Here is a 20,575-nt window from a genome sequence, read left to right as displayed (position 1 = left end):
GCGGGATAGGCTCGTGAGCAGCTGAATTCAGGGTGGCGATTATAGACGTGTGTGGACGGCGCAGGCGAGGCACTCGATAAACTTCATGGCGTTGACGCTGGCATATGCCTTGCTTGAACCCGTTATCGGCACTCACTCCAACGACGGAGAGGTGCATGGACAACGGCGTCGTTTCGGCATTTGCACTGGCAAAGCGTCGAACGACGCCTTTTTTCTGGATGGACCTTTTATGAAGCACGCGCAATGAACGAACGAACCGGCAATGCACTGGACTGGGTGGCTGGCAGTGACGCCCCGGAAATGAACAGCCTGGACGTGGGCTTCATGGCACTGACCGACTGCGCCCCGCTGGTGGTCGCTGCCACCCAGGGGTTTGCCCAGCCTTACGGGCTGAGCCTGAACCTGAAACGCCAGACCTCCTGGGCCGGGCTGCGTGACAGGCTGGTCAGCGGGCAGCTTCAGGCGGCACATAGCCTGTATGGTTTGATCTATGCCGTGGAGCTGGGCATCAGCGGCGGCCCGGCGACCGACATGGCCATCCTCATGGGCCTCAACCAGAACGGCCAGTGCATCAACCTGTCCCGCGAGCTACAGGATGCTGGCGTGATCACTCCTGAGGCACTGGACAAACGCGCGCACCAAAGCGGCTCAAAGCTGACCTTCGCCCAGACCTTTCCCACCGGCAACCACGCCATGTGGCTCTACTACTGGCTCGCCAGCCAGGGCATTCACCCGCTCGATGATGTCACCAGCGTGGTGGTGCCGCCCACACAGATGGCGCAGCACCTGCAGGCCGGGCGTATCGACGGGTTTTGTGTCGGTGAACCCTGGGGTGCCAGCGCGGTGCAGCAGCAACTGGGTTTCACCATGGCAACCAGCCAGGCGATCTGGCCTGATCACCCCGGCAAGGTGCTGGGTTGCACTCGCGAATTTGTCGAGCAGAACCCCAACACCGCCAGGGCGTTGATCATGGCTGTGCTCGAAGCCAGCCGTTTCATCGAACAAAGCGACCACAACCGGCGCAGCACCGCGCAACTGCTCAGCGGCGTGGATTACCTGGATGCCTCGCTGGACTGCATCGAACCGCGCCTGCTCGGCCAGTACAGCGACGGCCTGGGCAATCAATGGCAGGACCCGCATGCGGTGAGTTTTCACGACCAGGGTCAGGTCAACTACCCGTGGCTGTCGGACGGCATGTGGTTCATGACCCAGTTCCGGCGCTGGGGCCTGTTGCGCGAAGACCCGGATTACCTGGCGGTCGCCAGCCGCGTTCAGCAGCTGGACCTGTACCGTCAGGCCGCCAATGCACTGGGTATCGATGCCCCCAGCGCGACCCTGCGCAGTAGCCAGCTCATCGATGGCAAGGTCTGGGACGGCAGTGATCCCGCAGGCTATGCGCGAAGCTTCAAACTCCACTCGCTGGCCGATACCGCGCCTGCTGTTGCCAGTCGTTGACGGAGAACGTGACCATGCTGCGTATCCTGCTTATCAATGACACCGCCAGAAAAGTCGGACGCCTCAGGTCGGCGCTGACCGAGGCCGGGTTTGAAGTGATCGACGAATCCGGACTGATCATCGACCTGCCCGCCCGTGTCGAGGCCGTGCGCCCGGACGTCATCCTGATCGACACCGAATCACCCGGCCGCGACGTGATGGAACAGGTGGTACTGGTCAGCCGCGACCAGCCGCGCCCTATCGTGATGTTTACCGACGAGCACGATCCGGGGGTGATGCGCCAGGCAATCAAGTCAGGGGTCAGCGCTTACATTGTCGAAGGCATTCAGGCGCAACGTCTGCAACCGATTCTCGATGTGGCCATGGCCCGCTTCGAGAGCGATCAGGCCTTGCGCGCCCAGTTGCATGCCCGCGATCAGCAACTGGCCGAGCGCAAGCGCATCGAGCTGGCCAAGGGGCTGTTGATGAAGATGAAGGACTGCAACGAGGAAGAGGCGTACACGCTGATGCGCCGACAGGCGATGAGCCGTCAGCAGAAACTGATACAGGTGGCCGAGCAGATCATTGCGATGAGCGAGTTACTGGGATAACCACGCAAGAACGCCTGCACGGGCAGGCGTTCTTTATGGGTCAGCGTCAGCAGTGTATTAGCTCAACGTAATATCCTTCATCGCCGGAATATAGCCATAGTCATACACCTCCTGCACGAACGAGCGGTCGCCTTTCAACAGGATCCGTACCGTCGGCGCCTCGGTGCCACCAATACGATAATCTTCGCCTGTGGTGGGCACGCTGTCGATGAACGACGTCACCAGACCGTTCGGCATCACACAGTGGGAATAGGTCTGAAACGGCTGCGCAGGCGGATTGCCCAGCACCAGACCCGAAGCGTTCATTGGCCGGTAAGGCCCGAACAGATGCTCGCCGACAAAACCGTACACGCCATCCGGCCCGGTTACACCATCGGCATAAGTGAACTTGTGGCTGATGGTAAACAAGTAATACTTGCCGTCCTGAAAGACATAATGCGGCCGCTCGGTCTGATCATTGACGCCCACTGCAGTGACCAGCGGCGGAAGTATTTCCCACTCTTCGCCACTGAGGTCTTTTGCAACCGCCAGACCAATACAGCCAACTTGAAACCTGGCACCGCCTATCTCTTCATGACCCGGTGGCACAGGGCCAAGTTCAGCGGCACCGACAGTATGTGAACCCCGCTCACCGGCCACATTACCTTCAAAGACCATGTACAACTTGCCATCATTGGGGTCGATGAATGGACTGGGATCGCGAAAGTTCCAGGTCGAGTTTTGCGCTTCGGTCTGATAGTAAGTTCCGTCGGCCTGGAAAAGAATCTTGACGTCGGTAAAGTCTTTCAATTCCACGCCTTTGTCTGACGTGACAATACGGCCGCGAACTTTGGCGATGGCCGCACCTGGCGTCACGCAGGTGTAATACAGGTCGATATCACCGTTGTCGTTCAACAGGATGGGCGTGCCTGCCCACTCGCGGGTGGTGGGCGATACGCCTTCGGCCATGACCCGGCCGCCGAAGATCCAGTCCTTGCCGGTGCGCGAATACCAGTAGCACATGCGTGCCCGGCCATGGCGGTCTTCCCAGTCGCGCTTGATGTCGTAGCGGCCATTGGCGCCCAGGTACTGCGGGTCGTCCGGGTGGCGGTCGGCTGTCAGGGTGATGATCACCGACCAGCCATTGACCGAGACAATAGTGCCGTCGAGCTGTCGCAACGGCATGGTGTCCCAGATGAATACCGTATCACTCATGACCGGAAAGTCCGGGCTGACCAGCGGCTGTGTGGTGGTCGGGTCATTTTCATTGACCTTCAGCGCATCGGCGCGGGACCAGACAGTAGGTGCGTAGTTGATGTTACTCATGATGAAGGTGTCCTTTATTGGCGCCTGTACAAGCCGCGCGGAGAGGAAACAAACCGGCATGCAGGTTGCATGACCAGAGTGTATTTAAAGCAGGCCTTTATTTATCAGGCATGGCGCATCAGCAACAGCGCTGCTGATAAAAACAAGTGGATCGTCGGATTACTGTACTGCAGCAATCTTTCATCTAAATTGACAAGCAGCCTGAACGTGCCAGTTGCTTAATGGGAGAGTGAAATTACCATGATGAAATCAATGGCCCGTGTTGTTCACGGCAGGACGAATGCTGTCAGAGATCCTTCTGAAAGTAAATTAAATATTTGCCGACATCTGCACGACGATAAGTGCATATCTTATTTTAATAAATATTCACACGCGTTGATCATACCTATTAAGAGCGTCATACCAAGGCATCGAAACAACATCATTGCGACAGTACAAAACAGGTTGATTAGTGGCACCCGGAAAAATAATAGATAAACAGTCAATCATCATAAAATATAAATAAATCATACTTTATCTGTTCATTATCGAACCGGCTGATCGTTGTCTCAGTCGCGACCATTGTTGCGCCGCTGCGCCTGAATGACGCGCAAGGGCCGGGGTTGCGGAGCGATCCAGGCACTCGCCCCCTTTTGCAGCGCCTTGGCTGCCCATCGCCCGATTCAAGGTCATTGGCCAACACGCCAAGGAGCACACCATCCGCTTGCAGCTTGCCGCTAACCGCTTGCAGCTCATCTGGCCCATCTCTTGCTTTAGCAATCCCACGGTAGCCAACGGCGGCTATCACCTTTACGACAAAGACGTCGCTTATCTTTTTCCGCTCACGTGGACAGAGAGGCGACGTTTTTGCGTTTTGGCCCCGGTGACGGGGCCGGTGGAGTCGCCGTCATTCGGAACACTCCACCACAGCGTCTGGAATACCCCGCGTCGCGCTCATGGCCCGACTGACTAACTAGCAGATGATGAGGTGTGCACATGGATACAAGCTTCTGGAAGGCCGGTCACAGACCGACCCTGTTCGCAGCCTTTCTGTATTTCGACCTGAGCTTCATGGTCTGGTACCTGCTTGGCCCGATGGCGGTACAAATCGCCACCGACCTGCACCTCACGACTCAACAGCGCGGCCTGATGGTGGCCACGCCGATTCTGGCCGGTGCCGTGCTGCGCTTGTTCATGGGTCTGCTGGCCGACCAGTTGTCCCCCAAGACAGCCGGCATCATCGGTCAGGTGATTGTGATCGGTGCCTTGTTCACTGCCTGGCAATTGGGTATTCACAGCTACGAGCAGGTCTTGCTGCTAGGCCTGTTCCTGGGCATGGCCGGCGCGTCGTTCGCCGTTGCGTTGCCGCTGGCCTCGCAGTGGTATCCGCCACAGCACCAGGGCAAGGCGATGGGTATTGCCGGTGCCGGCAACTCCGGCACCGTGCTGGCGGCATTGATCGCACCGGTGCTGGCGGCCAGTTTTGGCTGGGGCAATGTGTTCGGCCTGGCGCTGATCCCGCTGGTTCTGACGCTGATTGCCTTCACCCTGATGGCGCGCAACGCGCCGGAGCGCAGCAAACCCAAATCCATGGCGGATTACCTCAAGGCACTGGGCGACCGTGACAGCTGGTGGTTCATGTTTTTCTACAGCGTGACCTTCGGTGGCTTCATCGGTCTGGCCAGCGCCCTGCCCGGCTACTTCAACGACCAGTATGGCCTGAGTCCGATCACGGCCGGTTACTACACCGCAGCCTGTGTGTTCGGCGGCAGCCTGATGCGCCCGCTCGGTGGCGCGCTGGCCGACCGCTTTGGCGGGATCCGCACCCTGACCGTGATGTACACGGTAGCTGCTGTCGGTATCGCGGCAGTGGGCTTCAACCTGCCGAGTTCGTGGGCAGCACTGGCGTTGTTCGTTGCAGCGATGCTTGGCCTGGGTGCCGGTAACGGTGCAGTCTTCCAGTTGGTGCCGCAGCGGTTCCGCAAGGAAATCGGCGTGATGACCGGCCTGATCGGGATGGCTGGCGGTATCGGCGGCTTCCTGCTGGCAGCCGGTCTGGGCGCCATCAAGCAGAATACCGGTGATTACCAGTTGGGCCTGTGGCTGTTCGCAGGTCTGGCGGTACTGGCCTGGTTCGGCCTGTTGAACGTCAAGCGTCGCTGGAGAACCACCTGGGGTTCGGCGGCCGTGACCGCGGCGCGGGTCTGAGCCGCCGATGACGCTGCAATTGCGCTTTGCCGAATTCAGCGCCAGCGGTCCGCGAGCGGAGAACCAGGACGCCCTGCGCATGGTCACTCCGACCCCGGCACTGGCGGCCAGCAAGGGCTATCTGTTTGCCCTTGCCGACGGCGTCAGCCAGTGTGCCGATGGCGCGCTGGCCGCGCAGTCGACGCTGCAGGCGCTGGCACTCGACTATTACTCGACGCCGGAAACCTGGGGCGTGGCGCAGTCGCTTGATCGCCTGTTGCTGGCGCAGAACCGCTGGCTGCTGGCCAACGGCCTGCTGACCACCCTCAGCGCTCTGGTGCTGCGCGGCAGGCGCTTCACCCTCGCCCATGTCGGCGACTGCCGGGCTTATCGCTGGCAGGCCGGCACGCTCAAACGCATCAGCGAGGACCACGTCTGGGAACAGGCCGATATGCAGCATGTGCTCAAGCGCGCGCTGGGCCTGGATCAATACGTGGTCATGGATTATCTCGACGGCGAGCTGTGCGAAGGCGAGCGTCTGTTGCTGGTCAGCGACGGAATATGGGCAACCCTCGGCGACGCCAGCATCCGCTCGATTCTGACCGAGCAGGACGACCTCGACTCAGCGGTGAAAACCCTGGTCAGCGCGGCGCATCTGGCTGGCAGTCAGGACAATGCCAGCGCCCTGCTGATTCAGGTCGACAGCCTGGGCACAGACGATCTGGGCGACACGTTGCTGCAATTGCAGCAGTGGCCGCTGCCGCCAACACTCAAGGTCGGTCAGACCTTTGAAGGCTGGAACGTCGGCGACATCGTGGCGCAATCGCGGCAGTCGATTCTCTATCGGGTAAAGGACGCCCACGGCCAGCCTTGGCTGCTGAAGACCCTGCCGACCAGTCGTCATGACGAAGCCGGTGCCGGGCAGGGGCTGTTGCTCGAAGAGTGGTTTCTGCGCCGGGTCGCCGGGCGGTTTTTCCCCGAGGTTCATTCGCTTGCGCAGCGTCAGCACCTGTATTACGTGATGCGCGAATACCCCGGAAGTACGCTGGCTGAGGTCTTCAGACGCAACGGGCCGTTGCCACTGGTGCAATGGCAGGACCTGGCGACTCGTGTGTTACGGGCCACCGGGCTGTTGCATCGACGAAATATCATCCACCGCGACATCAAACCGGAAAACCTTCTGCTGGGTAACGACGGCGAGCTGCGCCTGCTGGATTTCGGCCTGGCGTTCTGCCCGGGCCTGTCAGCCACCAATGCCGAGGACCTGCCCGGTACGCCGAGCTACATTGCTCCGGAAGCCTTCAACGGTGCAGAAGCGCACCCCAGGCAGGACTTGTATGCCGTTGGTGTGACGCTGTATTACCTGTTGACCGGTCATTACCCCTACGGCGAAATCGAAGCCTTTCAACATCGCCGCTTCGGCACGCCGATTCCCGCCAGCCGCTATCGACCCGACCTGCCACAATGGCTGAGCCAGAGCCTGGACAAAGCCTTGCAGGCCGACCCGGATCAACGTTACGAAACCCCGGAACAATGGCTGCTGGAACTGGAGCAGGCCGAGCATCGCTCACTGGTTACGCGCCCGCGCCCGTTGCTGGAACGCGAACCGCTGAAAGTCTGGCGCACGCTGGCGCTGGTCTCGTTGCTGTGCAATCTGCTGGCGGTCATCTGGTTCATGGGGCGCCACTGATTCAGCCGCGTCCGCCCCGCTTCTGTGCAGCACGCCTCAAGCCAGTGCAGAAATAACCGCGACTATCGCCAATACACTCGTTTATGCGCGTGAACACGAGTTGGCACAAGCGCTGCATAGTCCCTTTCAGATCATTCATAACGCGCAGCCTTCAACGATGAAGGCTGCGCCTCCCGAGAGAACGGGACCGGACAAAGGCGTCCCCGTCAGGCAACTGGCGGGACGCCTTTTTTTGTTTGCGCACACTGTGTCGAGCCCGCTCTCTGGCGACTCGGAGGCAATATGAAAAAACTCAAACTGGTGATGATTGGCAACGGCATGGCCGGCGTGCGCACACTCGAAGAGTTGTTGAAGCTGAGCGAAGACCTGTACGACATCACCGTCTTCGGCGCCGAGCCACACCCCAACTACAATCGCATCCTGCTGTCGCCGGTGCTGGCCGGCGAGCAGAACTTCGAAGACATAGTGCTCAACGATCTGGCCTGGTACCAAAGCAACGGTATCCAGCTGTTGCTGAACCGCCGTGTGGTCAAGATCGATCGCATCAAGCGCCTGGTGATCGCCGATGACGGCACCCAGGCCCATTATGACCGACTGTTGATCGCCACCGGGTCACGCCCTTTCATTCTGCCGATCCCCGGCAACACGCTGGACGGCGTGATCGGCTATCGCGACATCGGTCACACCCGGCAGATGATCGACACCGCCGTCACACACAAACACGCAGTCGTCATCGGCGGCGGCCTGCTAGGGCTGGAAGCGGCCAACGGCCTGAGCCTGCGCGGCATGCAGGTCACGGTCATTCATAACGGTCAGACCCTGCTGGAACGCCAGCTGGACAAGACCAGCGGCCTGATGCTGCAAGCCGCGCTGGAGCTGCGCGGCCTGAGCTTTCGCCTCAATGAACAGACCCAAGCCTTGCTCGGCGATGACCAGGGGCGCGTGCGGGCCGTGCAATTGAAGAACGGCGACGTCATTGACGCAGACCTGGTGGTCATGGCAGCAGGCATACGGCCCAACACCGAGCTGGCCGAACAGGCGGGCTTGCCGTGCAACCGCGGAATTCTGGTCAACGACACGCTGCAGACCTTCGATCCGCGCATCTATGCCATCGGCGAGTGCGTCAGCCATCGCGGCATCGCCTACGGGCTGGTCGCGCCGCTGTTCGAACAGGCCCGGGTCTGCGCCAATCACCTCGCCCAGCTCGGGTCTGCCCGCTATCCGGGCTCGGTCACCTCGACCAAGCTGAAAGTCACGGGTATCGACCTGTTTTCGGCCGGTGATTTTCTGGGTGGCGAGGGCACTGAAAGCATCACCCTCTCGGACCCCATCGGCGGTGTCTACAAGAAGCTGGTGATCAAAAATGACATTCTGGTCGGCGCCTGCCTGTACGGCGACACCGCCGACGGCAGTTGGTACTTACAACAGATCCGTGATGGCCAGGGCATTGATGCCATCCGCAATCACCTGATGTTCGGCAAACCCGCTGCCACACCGGCTGCTTGCGCATGACCAGCATGGCCATCCAGACCACTCAGGTGACGGCATCCACCTGCTGCTATTGCGGCGTCGGCTGCGGGGTGCTGATCGAGCATGACGGGCAGCGCATTCTCGGCGTCAGCGGCGATCCCCAACACCCGGCGAACTTCGGCAAGCTGTGCAGCAAAGGTTCGAGCCTGCACCTGACCGGCGACATCGAAGCACGGGCGTTGTACCCGGAGCTGCGCCTGAGCAAAGGGCTGGCGCGCAGCGTGACCGATTGGGACACCGCACTGGAGCACGCCGCCACCGTGTTTGCCGAGAGCATTCGCGAACACGGCCCCGACAGCGTGGCGTTCTACATTTCCGGCCAGTTGCTGACCGAGGACTACTACGCGTTCAACAAGCTGGCCCGCGCACTGGTCGGCACCAACAACATCGACAGCAACTCGCGGCTGTGCATGTCTTCGGCCGTGGCCGGCTACAAGCGCAGCCTGGGGGCCGATGCGCCGCCGTGCAGCTACGAGGACCTCGAGCTGAGCGACTGCGTGATGATCGTCGGCAGCAACATGGCCTACGCGCATCCGATTCTGTTTCGCCGTCTGGAAGAAGCAAAAAGCCGCCGTCCCGCGATGAAACTCATCGTCATCGATCCGCGTCGCACCGATACCTGCGAACTGGCGGACCTGCACCTGGCGATTCAGCCCGGCACCGACGTCGCGCTGTTTCACGGCATCCTGCACGTATTGATGAGCGAAAACCTGATCGACCCGCAATTCATTGCCGCCCATACGCTGGGCTATGACGAACTGGCAGCGCTGGTATGTGATTATCCGCCTGAACGCGTGGCAAACATCTGCGGTATTTCACAGCAACACTTGCACACCTGCGCCCGCTGGCTAGGCAAGTCGGCGGGCTTTCTGTCGCTGTGGTGCATGGGATTGAATCAGTCCACTGCCGGCAGCGCGAAAAACAGCGCACTGATCAATCTGCACCTGGCCACCGGGCAGATTGGCCGACCCGGCGCCGGCCCTTTCTCGCTCACCGGCCAGCCCAACGCCATGGGCGGTCGCGAAACCGGCAGCCTGTCCAACCTGCTGCCAGGCCATCGCGATGCCGCCAATCCCGAACACCGCGCCGAAGTGGCCGAGTACTGGGGCATCGACAGCCTGCCGGCTACTCCCGGCCTGTCCGCCATCGAGCTGTTCGAGCAACTGCAAAACGGCACGATCAAAGCCTTGTGGATTGCCTGCACCAACCCGGCACAATCACTGCCCGACCAGAACAGAATCCGTCAGGCGCTGGAAACCTGCCCGTTCGTGGTGCTTCAGGAAGCCTTCAAGACCACCGAAACCGCACGCTTTGCCGACCTGCTGCTGCCCGCCGCCAGTTGGGGGGAAAAGGAAGGCACGGTAACCAACTCGGAACGGCGCATCTCCAATGTGCGCAAAGCCATTCAGGCACCCGGTGAAGCCCGTTCAGACTGGGCCATTACCGTGGATTTCGCCCAGCGTCTGCAAAAGCGCCTGCAGCCAGAAGCGCCTGCACTGTTCGACTTCCAGACGCCAAAATCGCTGTTCGATGAGTTCAAGGGCCTGACGGTCGGGCGCGATCTGGACATGTCCGGTATCGACCGCGAACTGATTGACCGCCAAGGCCCACAGCAATGGCCGTTCCCGACAGGCGCCAGCGTGGGCACACCGCGTCTTTATCTCGATGGTATTTTCCCGACGGCTTCGGGCCGCGCACAGTTTTTGGCCGAGCCCTATATCGCCGCCCGAGAATTGCGTGACGCTGAATATCCACTGACGCTCAACACCGGCAGGCTGCGCGATCAATGGCACGGCATGAGCCGCACCGGCACCGCCGCGCGCTTGTTCGGGCATGTCAGCGAGGCGCTGTTGAGCCTCAACCCAAAGCAAATGCTTGGCCATGACCTGCAGAACGGCGATCTGGTCAAACTGATCAGCCGACGCGGCGAACTGCTGCTGCCGGTCAGCAGTGATGACAGCGTTGTCGCCGGCCAGGCTTTTTTGCCGATGCACTGGGGCGAGCGGTTTCTCAAGGGCGGCGTGAACGTCCTGACCCAGCCTGCCTTCGACCCGCTCTCCAAACAGCCGGAGCTCAAGCACTCCGGGGTCAGAATCGAAAAAGCCCGGCTGCCCTGGCAGTTCTTCGCCTTGATCGAGGGCAATGTGCAACAGCACATGGAGCGCCTGCGACCGCTGTGCGAAGCGTTCACCTACCTGAGCATGGGCCTGATCGGGCGAGAACGACCGGCACTGGTGGTGCGCGCGGCCAGCACCGAAGCGCCAGACTCGACGCTGCTGCAGCGCATCGACAGCCTGCTTAACCTCGATGAAGGCCCGGTCATGGCCTACGACGACCCCAAGCGTTCAATCGGCAAACGGGTGCGGATCGACAACGGGCGCATCACCGCCATCCGCCTGGCGGGAGAAACGCTCGCCCAGCACTGGCTACAGACGTTATGGCTGCAAGAGCGTGCCGATCCCGCGCTACGGCGATGGCTGCTGGCGCCTTTGAGCAGCGAGCCCGGCAAAGACTCGACCCTGTCTCGCGACAAGACCTTGTGCAACTGCATGAACGTCAGCCAGAGCACGGTGATGAGCGGTATCGAGCGAGGCCTGAACCTGAATCAACTCAAAACCCAATTAGGCTGTGGGACGCAGTGCGGTTCGTGTGTCCCGGAAATAAAAAGACTGATCAACGCCGTGGCAGTGACTGAATGAGGAATGCAGCATGAGCGCAAAAGTATGGCTGGTAGGCGCAGGCCCGGGCGACCCGGAATTACTGACCCTCAAGGCAGTTCGCGCCTTGCACGAAGCCGACGTGGTGTTGATCGATGATCTGGTCAATACCGCCGTGCTCGAGCACTGCCCGCAGGCGCGAGTGATTGCCGTCGGCAAGCGCGGAGGCTGCCGCTCGACGCCACAGGAGTTTATCCATCGCCTGATGCTGCGCTACGTGCGCCAGGGCAAATGCGTGGTCCGCCTCAAAGGCGGCGACCCGTGCATCTTCGGGCGTGGCGGTGAAGAGGCACAGTGGTTGCAGGAGCGCGGTGTCGCGGTAGAACTGGTCAACGGCATTACCGCAGGCCTGGCCGGGGCAACTCAATGCGGGATCTCGCTGACCCTGCGCGGTATCAGTCGCGGCGTGACGCTGGTGACCGCCCACACTCAGGACGACAGCAGCCTCAACTGGCAAGCGCTGGCACAAGGCGGGACGACGCTGGTGGTGTACATGGGTGTGGCGAAACTGGCGGAAATTCGCGAAAGCCTGCTGGCAGGCGGAATGATTGGCGACATGCCGGTGGCGATGATTGAAAACGCTTCGCTGCCCTGGCAGCGTGAATGCCGCAGCACACTGAATGCGATGCAGCGTGACGCAGCCGCATTCGAGCTGAAAAGCCCGGCGATCCTGGTGATCGGCGCGGTCGCGGCGTTCAGCAACGAGCTGCTGAATCAGACCCTGGTAGAGCAAGCACAGCTGCAAGCCAGCTGACCCTGCCGGATCCTGACGCTGTACCTGACTAAATCGCAGACAAAGAAAAGCCCGGCCTAAGCCGGGCTTTTCAGTACAAGCGGCTAATTACTTAGCTTGAGCTTCTACTTCTGCTTCTACGCGACGGTTTACTGCACGGCCAGCGTCAGTTGCGTTGTCAGCAACTGGGCGGGATTCGCCGTAACCAACCGAGTTTACGCGGCTAGCGCCAACACCGTACTGGTTAACCAGAACCTGTTTAACGGCGTTTGCACGACGCTCGGACAGTTTTTGGTTGTAAGCGTCAGGACCGACGGAGTCAGTGTGACCTTCAACAGTGGTGGTGGTCTGTGGGTACTGCTGCATGAAGTCAGCGAGGTTCTTGATGTCGCCCATGCTGTTAGGCTTGACAACAGACTTGTTGAAGTCGAACTTCACGTCCAGCTCAACACGAACCACTTCAGCAACTGCCGGGCAGCCATCAGCGTCAACAGTTACGTTGGCTGGGGTGTCTGGGCACTTGTCGACGTTGTCGCACACGCCGTCGTTGTCGCTGTCGGAGCACACTTCAGCTACTGGAGCTGGTGCTGCTTCAACTTTCTTGCTGCCGCCACCGAAGTTTACGCCGATACCGACGCTTGGAGCCCACTCGGTGTCGCCTTGGTCGATGTTGTACTGAGCTTCAACGCCAGCACGAGCATAGAAATTGTCGGTGAAGTACAGCTTGGCACCGCCGCCGATGTTGGCGAAGGTGGAACCGTTACGACCGTTGCGACCGTTCTGGCCAATGCTCTGATCGGAGAAACCGGCAGAAACGTATGGACGCAGCATGTCGCCTGGGTTGTTGAAGTGGTACAGAGCGTCCAGAGCGGTGTTTGCGCCCTTGATGTTCTTGCCATCATCGCTACGAACGTTGTGAACTTCGTCGTAGCCCAGACGCAATTCAACGTCGTCGGTCAGGAAGTAGCCAATCGAGCCGCCGAACAGGTTGCCGTTGTTTTTGAAGTCACGGGCGCTGTCGTACATTTCTTTCTTGGCGAAGCCTTCGATTTCGACTGCGCCTTGGCCTTGAGCCAGCGCGCCGAACGAAGTTGCGGCAACAATAGTACCAATGGCCAAGCCCAAGGTGTTTTTCAGTTTCATCCGTTAAATCCCCATCTGATGATTATAAAGCAGTCCCACAAGGTGGGGACAACTCGTCGGCAAGTGTACCAGACCTTGCCAGTTCGTTAGAGATATTTGCACCGTATTAAGTTTCGGCGATTCCCGCAAATTTCTCACGTAATTTATCCAAAGCCCGCTTGTAACGCATTTTCGTTGCGCTCAAGCCCATGTGCATGATGTCTGCGATCTCCTGGAATTCAAGTTCTGCAACAAAACGCAGTACCAGAATTTCCCGATCGATCGGGTTCACATACACAAGCCAGCGATCAAGTCCGCCCCGCTCTTCAGGTTTGGGCGTCTTTTCTTCCGACGCTTCCTCAAGTGGATCCAGACTCAACGCGTCCATCAAGCGACGCTTACGCCGTTCCTTCCTGTACTGCGTGATGCATTCATTGTAGGTGATGCTGTACAGCCAGGTCTTAAATTTAGATTTACCTTCAAAATTTTTCAACCCGTACAACACTTTAAGCATCACCTCCTGACAGACATCGTCAGCATCGCGATCGTTCCCCAGATATCGTGCACACACGTTAAAAAGCGTTCGCTGGTAACGGCGCATCAATTCTTCATAGGCCCGCGTCACATTGAAAAGCTCGACGTGGGCCCGCGCGACCAGCTCCTCATCAGAGAGCTCGCGGGGATCGTAACGCGTCAAAAACGGTTGAGGTTTATTCAAAACAAATCTTGCCGACAGTCAGTTCAATGTCCGCCACGGCCTGTATCGGCAATCTGGCGGCATAGATTAGCAGGTTAGCCGCTTAACGGCTGATTACTCTCTGCTCCAGGAGAATGCGGTTGGAAAACGACACCAGCTCCCCCTCGTCTGTCAACAGCGTTGTCTTGACCGTACCGATTTCCTCGATCTGACCCTCTGTATCGCCTACCTGTACCTGCTGGCCGACCTGAAAAAGCTCGCGAACATAGATCCCGGCAATGATCTGCCCGGCGATTTCACGACTGCCCAGGCCTAAAGCCAGCGCCACTGTCAGACCAACGGTAATCAATGCAATCACAATAACGTGGTTCAGCAGGTCAGTCTTGACCTCAAGCTGGCTGATCGCAACCGAAATACTGATGATGATCACCAGGCCCTGAGCAATTCGCCCAAGACCTGCGGAATAATCGATGCCTACCCCTTCGGCCGCGCCGCGCACCAGCCCATTGACCAGTTGCGCGAGCAATACGCCGACCAGCAACACCAGTGCCGCACCAAATACCTTCGGCAAATACAGCGCCAACATGTCCAGCGTAGCTGACACTCGCTGCAAGCCAAGCGATTCGGCTGCAGAAACGAGGAAGATCAACAATACGAACCAGTAGACGATCTTGCCGATCAACGTGGAAATCGGCACCTTGACGCCAGCCCGCCCGATGATCTTGGTCAGGCCGGTGCCACCGACCAGACGATCAAGGCCCAGCTTGGCCAGCAATTTGGACAGCAGTGCGTCTAGCAGCTTGGCTACGACAAAACCCAGCAGCACCACAACCAGGGCACCAAACAGGTTGGGGATGAAGTTTGCAACCTTGGCCCACAACGCAGTCATTGCAGCAAGAAGGCTCTGGGTCCAGAGATTCAATTCCATGCTCAATCAGCCTTATCGATAGAACGCGCACCCGACACAGTGCGGCGAGAAACAGGAGAAACGTGGGCGGAGCCGTTGTTCACGGCAATCATCAACGCCTCCGACCAACGCCCCAGCAGACCGAACAACACACCGGCACCCACCTGGCGATTGGCGGTCTTCAGGACACGCCCCAGACATGCATCGTCATCCCGGCTGGAGGATGAAGAATTGAGCATGTCGCGTAAAGATTCTTCAAACGGATCGTGCATCAGGCACCTCACGTAATGTCAGTCTAAGACGCGACGCAAAAACAACAAGTCACACAAAGCCGTCAAAAAAACGGACGAGCCGCCTCTACACCCAGCGCAAACGCCTGAACAACCACCACTGCCCTGCGGCCAGCGCGACAATCAGCGAGCACGCCACCAAAAAGCCGTACGAGCTGTCCGAGCCGGGGATACCGCCGACATTTATGCCCAGCAAACCGGTGAGAAAACTCATCGGCAGAAATATGCCGGTAATGATGCCGAACCGGTACATGGTGCGGTTCATGTGCTCGCGCAGACGCCGGTCTTCGGACTCCAGCAACAGCCCGACGCGCTCGCGAGTCAGTTCCAGCTCTTCCAGATAGCGGGTCAGGCTGTTGTTCAGCTCGTTCCAGTAATCGGCGTCGTCATTGGCAAACCAGGACAATTTGATTCGCGAAAGCTGACCATAAATGTCCCGCTGTGGCCCCAGGAACCGGCGCAGACCTGCCGCGCGTCGGCGAATATGCAACAGTTTGCCGTGTTCAGGGCTGTACCGTTCGTCGGCGTCCGTTTTTTCTTCCTCTTCATCGACCGATTCAGTCAATTCGCCCACCAGATCCTGAACCTTGTCGGTCAGGTACTGAGCCAGATAAAGAATCAGCTCCGAGGCGCTGGTAGGGCCTTTGCCCTGCCCCAATAGCTCGATCAACTCTTCGGTGGCCCGCAACGGGCGCAGGCGCAGCGAGATCACCCGTTGCGCGGCGGCAAAGATGCGCACCGAAACCATGTCTTCCGGCTCGGCACCAGGGTTCAGGTTCACGCCACGCAGAAACAGCAGCAACTCCTGATCCGGCAACGGCAGCAGACGCGGCCGGGTATTTTCCTCAAGCAGCAGGTCGCAGGCAAATTCACTCAGCCCACTGCCGGTGCGCAGCCAGGTGTGGGTCTGGGGATGGCTGCGATCCCAATGCAGCCACAGACTTTCCTGTGGCTGCAGTTCAAGCCCTTGCAACTCGGTTCGAGCAATGAAACGCGCCCCACCCTTACCGTCCAGAACCAGGGCATGAACCAGCCCCCACTGCGCGTTTGCTTCATCGAACATGGATACTTCGCTTATTCCGGCATTGTCAGAGGTGATGGGGAAATGATGACGCCATTGTTGTCGGCATACAGGTACTCACCCGGACGAAAGGTCACGCCGCCAAAGGTAACCGGCAAATCCAGCTGCCCTACGCCGCGTTTTTCCGAGCGCTTTGGGTAACTGGCCAGCGCCTGGACGCCCAGATCGGTCTGGGCCAGCATGTCCACATCGCGCACGCAGCCGTAAATCACCAAGCCTTCCCAGCCATGTTTGGCGGCTTTTTCAGCCAGCATGTCACCCAGCAAGGCGCAGCGCAGCGAACCGCCACCATCGACCACCAGCACTTTGCCCTTGCCGTCGAGTTCAACCTGCTCCTTGACCAGCGAGTTATCCTCGAAACATTTGAGGGTGACAATCTGGCCGCCAAACGAATCGCGTCCGCCGAAGTTGCTGAGCATCGGCTCGACGACTTGCACCAGTTCCGGGTAGGCGTCGCACAGATCGGGGGTGATGTAGTGCATGGGGTCAGCTCCTGTAAGTCGCGATGGGTACAGATCCGGTATTGAACCAGAGACAACCGGATGACGCTAACCATAGCGACTTTAACCGCTAACTGCCCACCGCCACCTGAAACTCTGCAACCTGTTCAGGAACGCTGCGCTCACGCAGCCAGTCAATCACACGCGGCCAGACCTGCTGTTGCGCAGCCTTGCTGACCAGCATTTGCACATGACCGAAGTCTTCGCTGAAACCATGCTCACGACCCAGGCAGAGAAACCGTTTGGGCTGGTCGCCGCCGATCTGATCGAACAGCATGCGGCAGGCCCACTCCGGGTCCTGTTGATCACCCACCGCAGCCACTGCAAGGACCGGCACCTGAACCTCGCCAAGCCCCGCCCACCAGTGGTTGTCACGCTCGCCAAAGCGCCCGAACAGCCCTTGCCAGCGCAGGCTTTCCAGTACCAAACCCACCGGCTCGTCTTCCGGGCCGCGCTTGAAACGTGGCCCGGACACATGCGTGAAGGACCTGAGCAGCAAACGGGCCGACCATTGCAGCGGCGGAATTTTCAGCGGCCAGTAGCTGCGGCTGACCTGGCTGCCGAACAGCGCCACTGACGCTGCGTTTTGCGGGCCGAGGTACTGACCGCCCAGCGCGGCTGCCAGGGTGGTGCCACCCAGCGAATGGCCGATCCAGTGCGGCGCCTGACCGCTCTGCTCGACGACAAATGCGCCAATGGCCGGCAGGTCGAAGCGGGCGTAGTCGGCCACACAGTTGGCGCGATAGTTCTGGTTGCGCGACGACAGCCCGTGGCCGCGCATCTCCGGGATCCACACGTCATAACCGGCACGGGCCAGATACGGCCCCAGGCCGATACCCTTGGGCGAATACCAAAAGCGCCGATTGGAAAAGCTGCCGTGCAGAAGAATCACTGGAACGCCGCGCGTAGCAGGCTGATCGACCAGCCCCAGGCGGGTAACCACCAGCTCGACACTCGGGTCAGGGCTGTTGGCCGGTTTGAGACGGTAGACGTCCTCGACCAGGTCGCCACGACGCTCGGCACTGATCAAGGCAACGGGAAAAAGCTGGCTACTGCTCTGCATATAACTCTTTATCTGGCTGGACAGACTGGATACAACAACGCGCTGGGGCGCCTTGTGACGCTCTCATAAACGGGTGGTGCACTCATAAAAAAGCGGCTTCCGAAGAAACCGCCCTTTCAAACACTTGATCCACAAGACGGCTCAGGCGGCCATCGCGTCACAAGCGCAAAGCCACCCAACAGCCGCATCACATCAGACCGGCGCTTGCGCCTCGGCCAGGAAGAACCAGGTTTCCAGAACCGAATCAGGGTTGAGCGACACGCTCTCGATCCCTTGATCCATCAACCAGCGCGCCAGATCCGGGTGATCGGAAGGCCCCTGCCCGCAGATGCCGATGTACTTGCCGGCCTTGTTGCACGCCTGAATGGCATTGGACAGCAGCTTCTTGACCGCCGGGTTACGCTCGTCGAACAAGTGCGCGATAACGCCGGAGTCGCGGTCCAGGCCGAGGGTCAGTTGGGTCAGGTCGTTGGAACCGATGGAGAACCCGTCGAAATATTCCAGGAACTCGTCGGCCAGAATCGCGTTGGACGGCAGTTCGCACATCATGATGATGCGCAGGCCGTTTTCGCCACGCTTCAGGCCGTTGGCCGCCAGCAAATCGATAACCTGGCTTGCTTCGCCCAGGGTGCGCACGAACGGCACCATGATCTCGACGTTGGTCAGGCCCATTTCTTCGCGTACACGCTTGAGCGCACGGCACTCCAGCTCGAAACAGTCGCGGAAGTTTTCGCTGATGTAGCGCGACGCGCCACGGAAACCCAGCATCGGGTTTTCTTCTTCAGGCTCGTAAAGCTTGCCGCCGATCAGGTTGGCGTATTCGTTGGACTTGAAGTCCGACAGGCGCACGATGACCTTTTTCGGCGTGAACGCGGCGGCCAGGGTACTGATGCCCTCGACCAGCTTCTCAACGTAGAAACCGACCGGGTCGTGGTAACCGGCAATACGCTTGTCGACGCTGTCCTTGATTTCCGGTGGCAGCACCGAATAGTTGAGCAGCGCCTTGGGGTGCACGCCGATCATGCGGTTGATGATGAATTCCAGACGCGCCAGGCCGACACCGGCGTTGGGCAACTGGGCAAAATCGAAGGCACGGTCCGGGTTGCCGACGTTCATCATGATCTTGAAGGGCAGGTCAGGCATGGCATCGACCGAGTTGGTCTTGATGTCAAAACCGAGTTCGCCTTCAAAGATGTAACCGGTGTCGCCTTCGGCGCAGGAAACCGTTACGCCCTGGCCATCCTGCAAGGTGTGCGTGGCGTTGCCGCAGCCCACTACAGCCGGAATGCCCAGCTCGCGGGCAATGATCGCCGCATGGCAGGTACGACCGCCGCGGTTGGTGACGATAGCGCTTGCGCGCTTCATGACTGGCTCCCAGTCCGGGTCGGTCATGTCGGACACCAGCACGTCGCCGGGCTGAACCTTGTCCATCTCGGACACGTCCTTGATGATGCGTACCTTGCCGGCGCCGATGCGCTGACCGATGGCACGACCTTCGACCAGCACCTTGCCGGTTTCCTTGAGCAGGTAACGCTCCATAACGTTGGCCGACGCACGGCTTTTCACGGTCTCTGGACGCGCCTGCACGATGTACAGCTTGCCATCGTCACCGTCCTTGGCCCATTCGATGTCCATCGGGCACTTGTAGTGCTTCTCGATGATCATCGCCTGTTTCGCCAGCTCGGACACTTCGGCATCGGTCAGGCAGAAGCGCGCCCGGTCGGCAGGCTCGACATCGATCACCTTGACCGACTTGCCAGCCGAAGCTTCTTCGCCGTAGATCATCTTGATCGCTTTACTGCCCAGGTTGCGACGCAGGATCGCCGGGCGGCCAGCGGCCAGGGTGTCCTTGTGCACGTAGAACTCGTCCGGGTTGACCGCGCCCTGCACCACCGTTTCGCCCAGGCCGTAGGCACCGGTGATAAACACTACATCACGGAAACCGGATTCAGTGTCGAGGGTGAACATCACCCCGGCTGTACCGGTTTCGGAGCGCACCATGCGCTGCACACCCGCCGACAGTGCCACCAGCTTGTGGTCGAAGCCCTGGTGCACGCGGTAGGAAATCGCCCGGTCGTTGAACAGCGAAGCAAAGACTTCCTTGGCCGCGCGGATGACATTCTCGACGCCGCGAATGTTCAGAAAGGTTTCCTGCTGGCCCGCAAAAGAGGCGTCAGGCAGGTCTTCGGCGGTGGCGGAAGAGCGCACGGCCACGGCCAGATTAGGGTTGCCTGCGGACAGTTCGGCAAAGGCGGTGCGGATCTCGGCGTTGAGCTTCTCGGGGAACTCGGCTTCCATGATCCACTGACGGATCTGCGCGCCGGTGCGGGCCAGCGCGTTGACGTCATCGACATCAAGGGTGTCCAGCGCCGCATGAATCTGATCGTTCAGACCGCTGAGTTCGAGAAAATCACGATAAGCCTGGGCTGTAGTCGCGAAGCCGCCAGGCACAGAAACACCAGCACCTGCGAGGTTGCTGATCATCTCGCCGAGGGACGAGTTTTTGCCCCCCACGTGCTCTACATCATGGACGCCGAGCTTATCGAGGGAAACTACGTACTCTACCAAGGTGATCTCTCCACTAACCGTGTGTGTTGTTGGGAAAAGCTCATGCACCCGGGCCGCGTGTGTCGTGGTCTCGGGCGTGTCTGGTCGGGCGCAAGCCTGAACCTTCAAAAAAGGTGCGCCTGCAGGCCCTCAGGGCAGGCAAGCACGCCTATGATAGCCAG

At 59.7% G+C, this 20,575-nt stretch carries 16 protein-coding genes and 1 pseudogene; 8 read left to right on the top strand and 9 right to left on the bottom strand.

Going from position 1 to position 20,575, the window contains the following annotated elements:
• Nucleotides 1-85 precede the first annotated feature (85 nt).
• The 3 genes from PSPTO_RS29890 to PSPTO_RS11960 are packed head-to-tail and all read left to right on the top strand — an operon-like array spanning nucleotide 86 to nucleotide 2,045.
• Nucleotides 86-247 (top strand): hypothetical protein, encoded by a 162-nt coding sequence (locus PSPTO_RS29890; RefSeq protein WP_010206367.1) that lies wholly within the window; start codon nucleotides 86-88, stop codon nucleotides 245-247.
• Nucleotides 244-1,455: a CmpA/NrtA family ABC transporter substrate-binding protein gene (locus PSPTO_RS11965; protein WP_011103941.1), complete on the top strand. Its 1,212-nt coding sequence runs from the start codon at nucleotides 244-246 to the stop codon at nucleotides 1,453-1,455. The genes PSPTO_RS29890 and PSPTO_RS11965 overlap by 4 nt, the downstream gene beginning before the upstream one ends.
• Before the next feature lie 14 nt (nucleotides 1,456-1,469).
• Nucleotides 1,470-2,045, top strand: a complete 576-nt coding sequence (locus PSPTO_RS11960) for an ANTAR domain-containing response regulator (RefSeq protein ID WP_005765699.1) — start codon at nucleotides 1,470-1,472, stop codon at nucleotides 2,043-2,045.
• 57 nt (nucleotides 2,046-2,102) lie between these two features.
• Here the strand turns inward: PSPTO_RS11960 and PSPTO_RS11955 are convergent, their stop codons facing one another.
• Nucleotides 2,103-3,350: a glycoside hydrolase family 68 protein gene (locus PSPTO_RS11955; RefSeq protein WP_010220706.1), complete on the bottom strand. Its 1,248-nt coding sequence runs from the start codon at nucleotides 3,348-3,350 to the stop codon at nucleotides 2,103-2,105.
• A gap of 975 nt (nucleotides 3,351-4,325) precedes the next feature.
• Between PSPTO_RS11955 and PSPTO_RS11950 the strand changes: the two genes are divergently transcribed.
• The 5 genes and pseudogenes from PSPTO_RS11950 to cobA all read left to right on the top strand — a co-directional run bounded on the left by PSPTO_RS11950 (nucleotide 4,326) and on the right by cobA (nucleotide 12,207).
• Nucleotides 4,326-5,537, top strand: coding sequence for a nitrate/nitrite transporter (locus PSPTO_RS11950; RefSeq protein ID WP_011103940.1), 1,212 nt, complete (start codon nucleotides 4,326-4,328; stop codon nucleotides 5,535-5,537).
• Between the two features lie 7 nt (nucleotides 5,538-5,544).
• The gene (locus PSPTO_RS11945) at nucleotides 5,545-7,206 is read left to right on the top strand and encodes a bifunctional protein-serine/threonine kinase/phosphatase (RefSeq protein WP_046463440.1); all 1,662 of its coding nucleotides are present in this window, start codon (nucleotides 5,545-5,547) and stop codon (nucleotides 7,204-7,206) included.
• Between the two features lie 282 nt (nucleotides 7,207-7,488).
• Nucleotides 7,489-8,694 (top strand): annotated as a pseudogene (locus PSPTO_RS11940) (NAD(P)/FAD-dependent oxidoreductase); the annotation flags it as partial.
• 20 nt (nucleotides 8,695-8,714) lie between these two features.
• Nucleotides 8,715-11,435: a nitrate reductase gene (locus tag PSPTO_RS11935; protein WP_046463439.1), complete on the top strand. Its 2,721-nt coding sequence runs from the start codon at nucleotides 8,715-8,717 to the stop codon at nucleotides 11,433-11,435.
• 10 nt (nucleotides 11,436-11,445) lie between these two features.
• A complete protein-coding gene (cobA, locus tag PSPTO_RS11930) occupies nucleotides 11,446-12,207 on the top strand; it encodes a uroporphyrinogen-III C-methyltransferase (protein ID WP_005765713.1) in 762 nt (253 codons plus the stop codon).
• A gap of 87 nt (nucleotides 12,208-12,294) precedes the next feature.
• On the opposite strand, the gene PSPTO_RS11925 is transcribed toward cobA, so the two are convergent.
• The 8 genes from PSPTO_RS11925 to ppsA all read right to left on the bottom strand — a co-directional run bounded on the left by PSPTO_RS11925 (nucleotide 12,295) and on the right by ppsA (nucleotide 20,414).
• Nucleotides 12,295-13,329, bottom strand: coding sequence for an OmpA family protein (locus tag PSPTO_RS11925; RefSeq protein WP_003382460.1), 1,035 nt, complete (start codon nucleotides 13,327-13,329; stop codon nucleotides 12,295-12,297).
• Between the two features lie 106 nt (nucleotides 13,330-13,435).
• Nucleotides 13,436-14,026 carry an RNA polymerase sigma factor SigX gene (sigX, locus tag PSPTO_RS11920; RefSeq protein WP_005738001.1) on the bottom strand — a complete coding sequence of 197 codons (591 nt, stop codon included), beginning with the start codon at nucleotides 14,024-14,026 and terminating at the stop codon, nucleotides 13,436-13,438.
• Nucleotides 14,027-14,108: 82 nt separating this feature from the next.
• The gene (locus PSPTO_RS11915; protein WP_011103935.1) at nucleotides 14,109-14,933 is read right to left on the bottom strand and encodes a mechanosensitive ion channel family protein; all 825 of its coding nucleotides are present in this window, start codon (nucleotides 14,931-14,933) and stop codon (nucleotides 14,109-14,111) included.
• 2 nt (nucleotides 14,934-14,935) lie between these two features.
• Nucleotides 14,936-15,184 (bottom strand): crfX protein, encoded by a 249-nt coding sequence (locus PSPTO_RS11910; protein ID WP_003382465.1) that lies wholly within the window; start codon nucleotides 15,182-15,184, stop codon nucleotides 14,936-14,938.
• A gap of 85 nt (nucleotides 15,185-15,269) precedes the next feature.
• Nucleotides 15,270-16,265 (bottom strand): zinc transporter ZntB, encoded by a 996-nt coding sequence (locus PSPTO_RS11905; protein WP_003382467.1) that lies wholly within the window; start codon nucleotides 16,263-16,265, stop codon nucleotides 15,270-15,272.
• An 11-nt stretch (nucleotides 16,266-16,276) separates the two neighbouring features.
• A complete protein-coding gene (gene rraA / locus PSPTO_RS11900; RefSeq protein WP_005765718.1) occupies nucleotides 16,277-16,765 on the bottom strand; it encodes a ribonuclease E activity regulator RraA in 489 nt (162 codons plus the stop codon).
• An 88-nt stretch (nucleotides 16,766-16,853) separates the two neighbouring features.
• Nucleotides 16,854-17,846, bottom strand: coding sequence for an alpha/beta fold hydrolase (locus PSPTO_RS11895; RefSeq protein ID WP_005765719.1), 993 nt, complete (start codon nucleotides 17,844-17,846; stop codon nucleotides 16,854-16,856).
• Between the two features lie 192 nt (nucleotides 17,847-18,038).
• Entirely contained in the window at nucleotides 18,039-20,414 is a 2,376-nt protein-coding gene (ppsA, locus tag PSPTO_RS11890) for a phosphoenolpyruvate synthase (protein ID WP_011103934.1), read from the bottom strand.
• Nucleotides 20,415-20,575: the final 161 nt, after the last annotated feature.

The organism is Pseudomonas syringae pv. tomato str. DC3000 (assembly GCF_000007805.1).
Classification (GTDB): Bacteria; Pseudomonadota; Gammaproteobacteria; order Pseudomonadales; family Pseudomonadaceae; genus Aquipseudomonas; species Aquipseudomonas avellanae.
The sequence above is the reverse complement of the archived record's forward strand: the minus strand, read 5'-3'. Positions and strand labels throughout refer to the sequence as shown.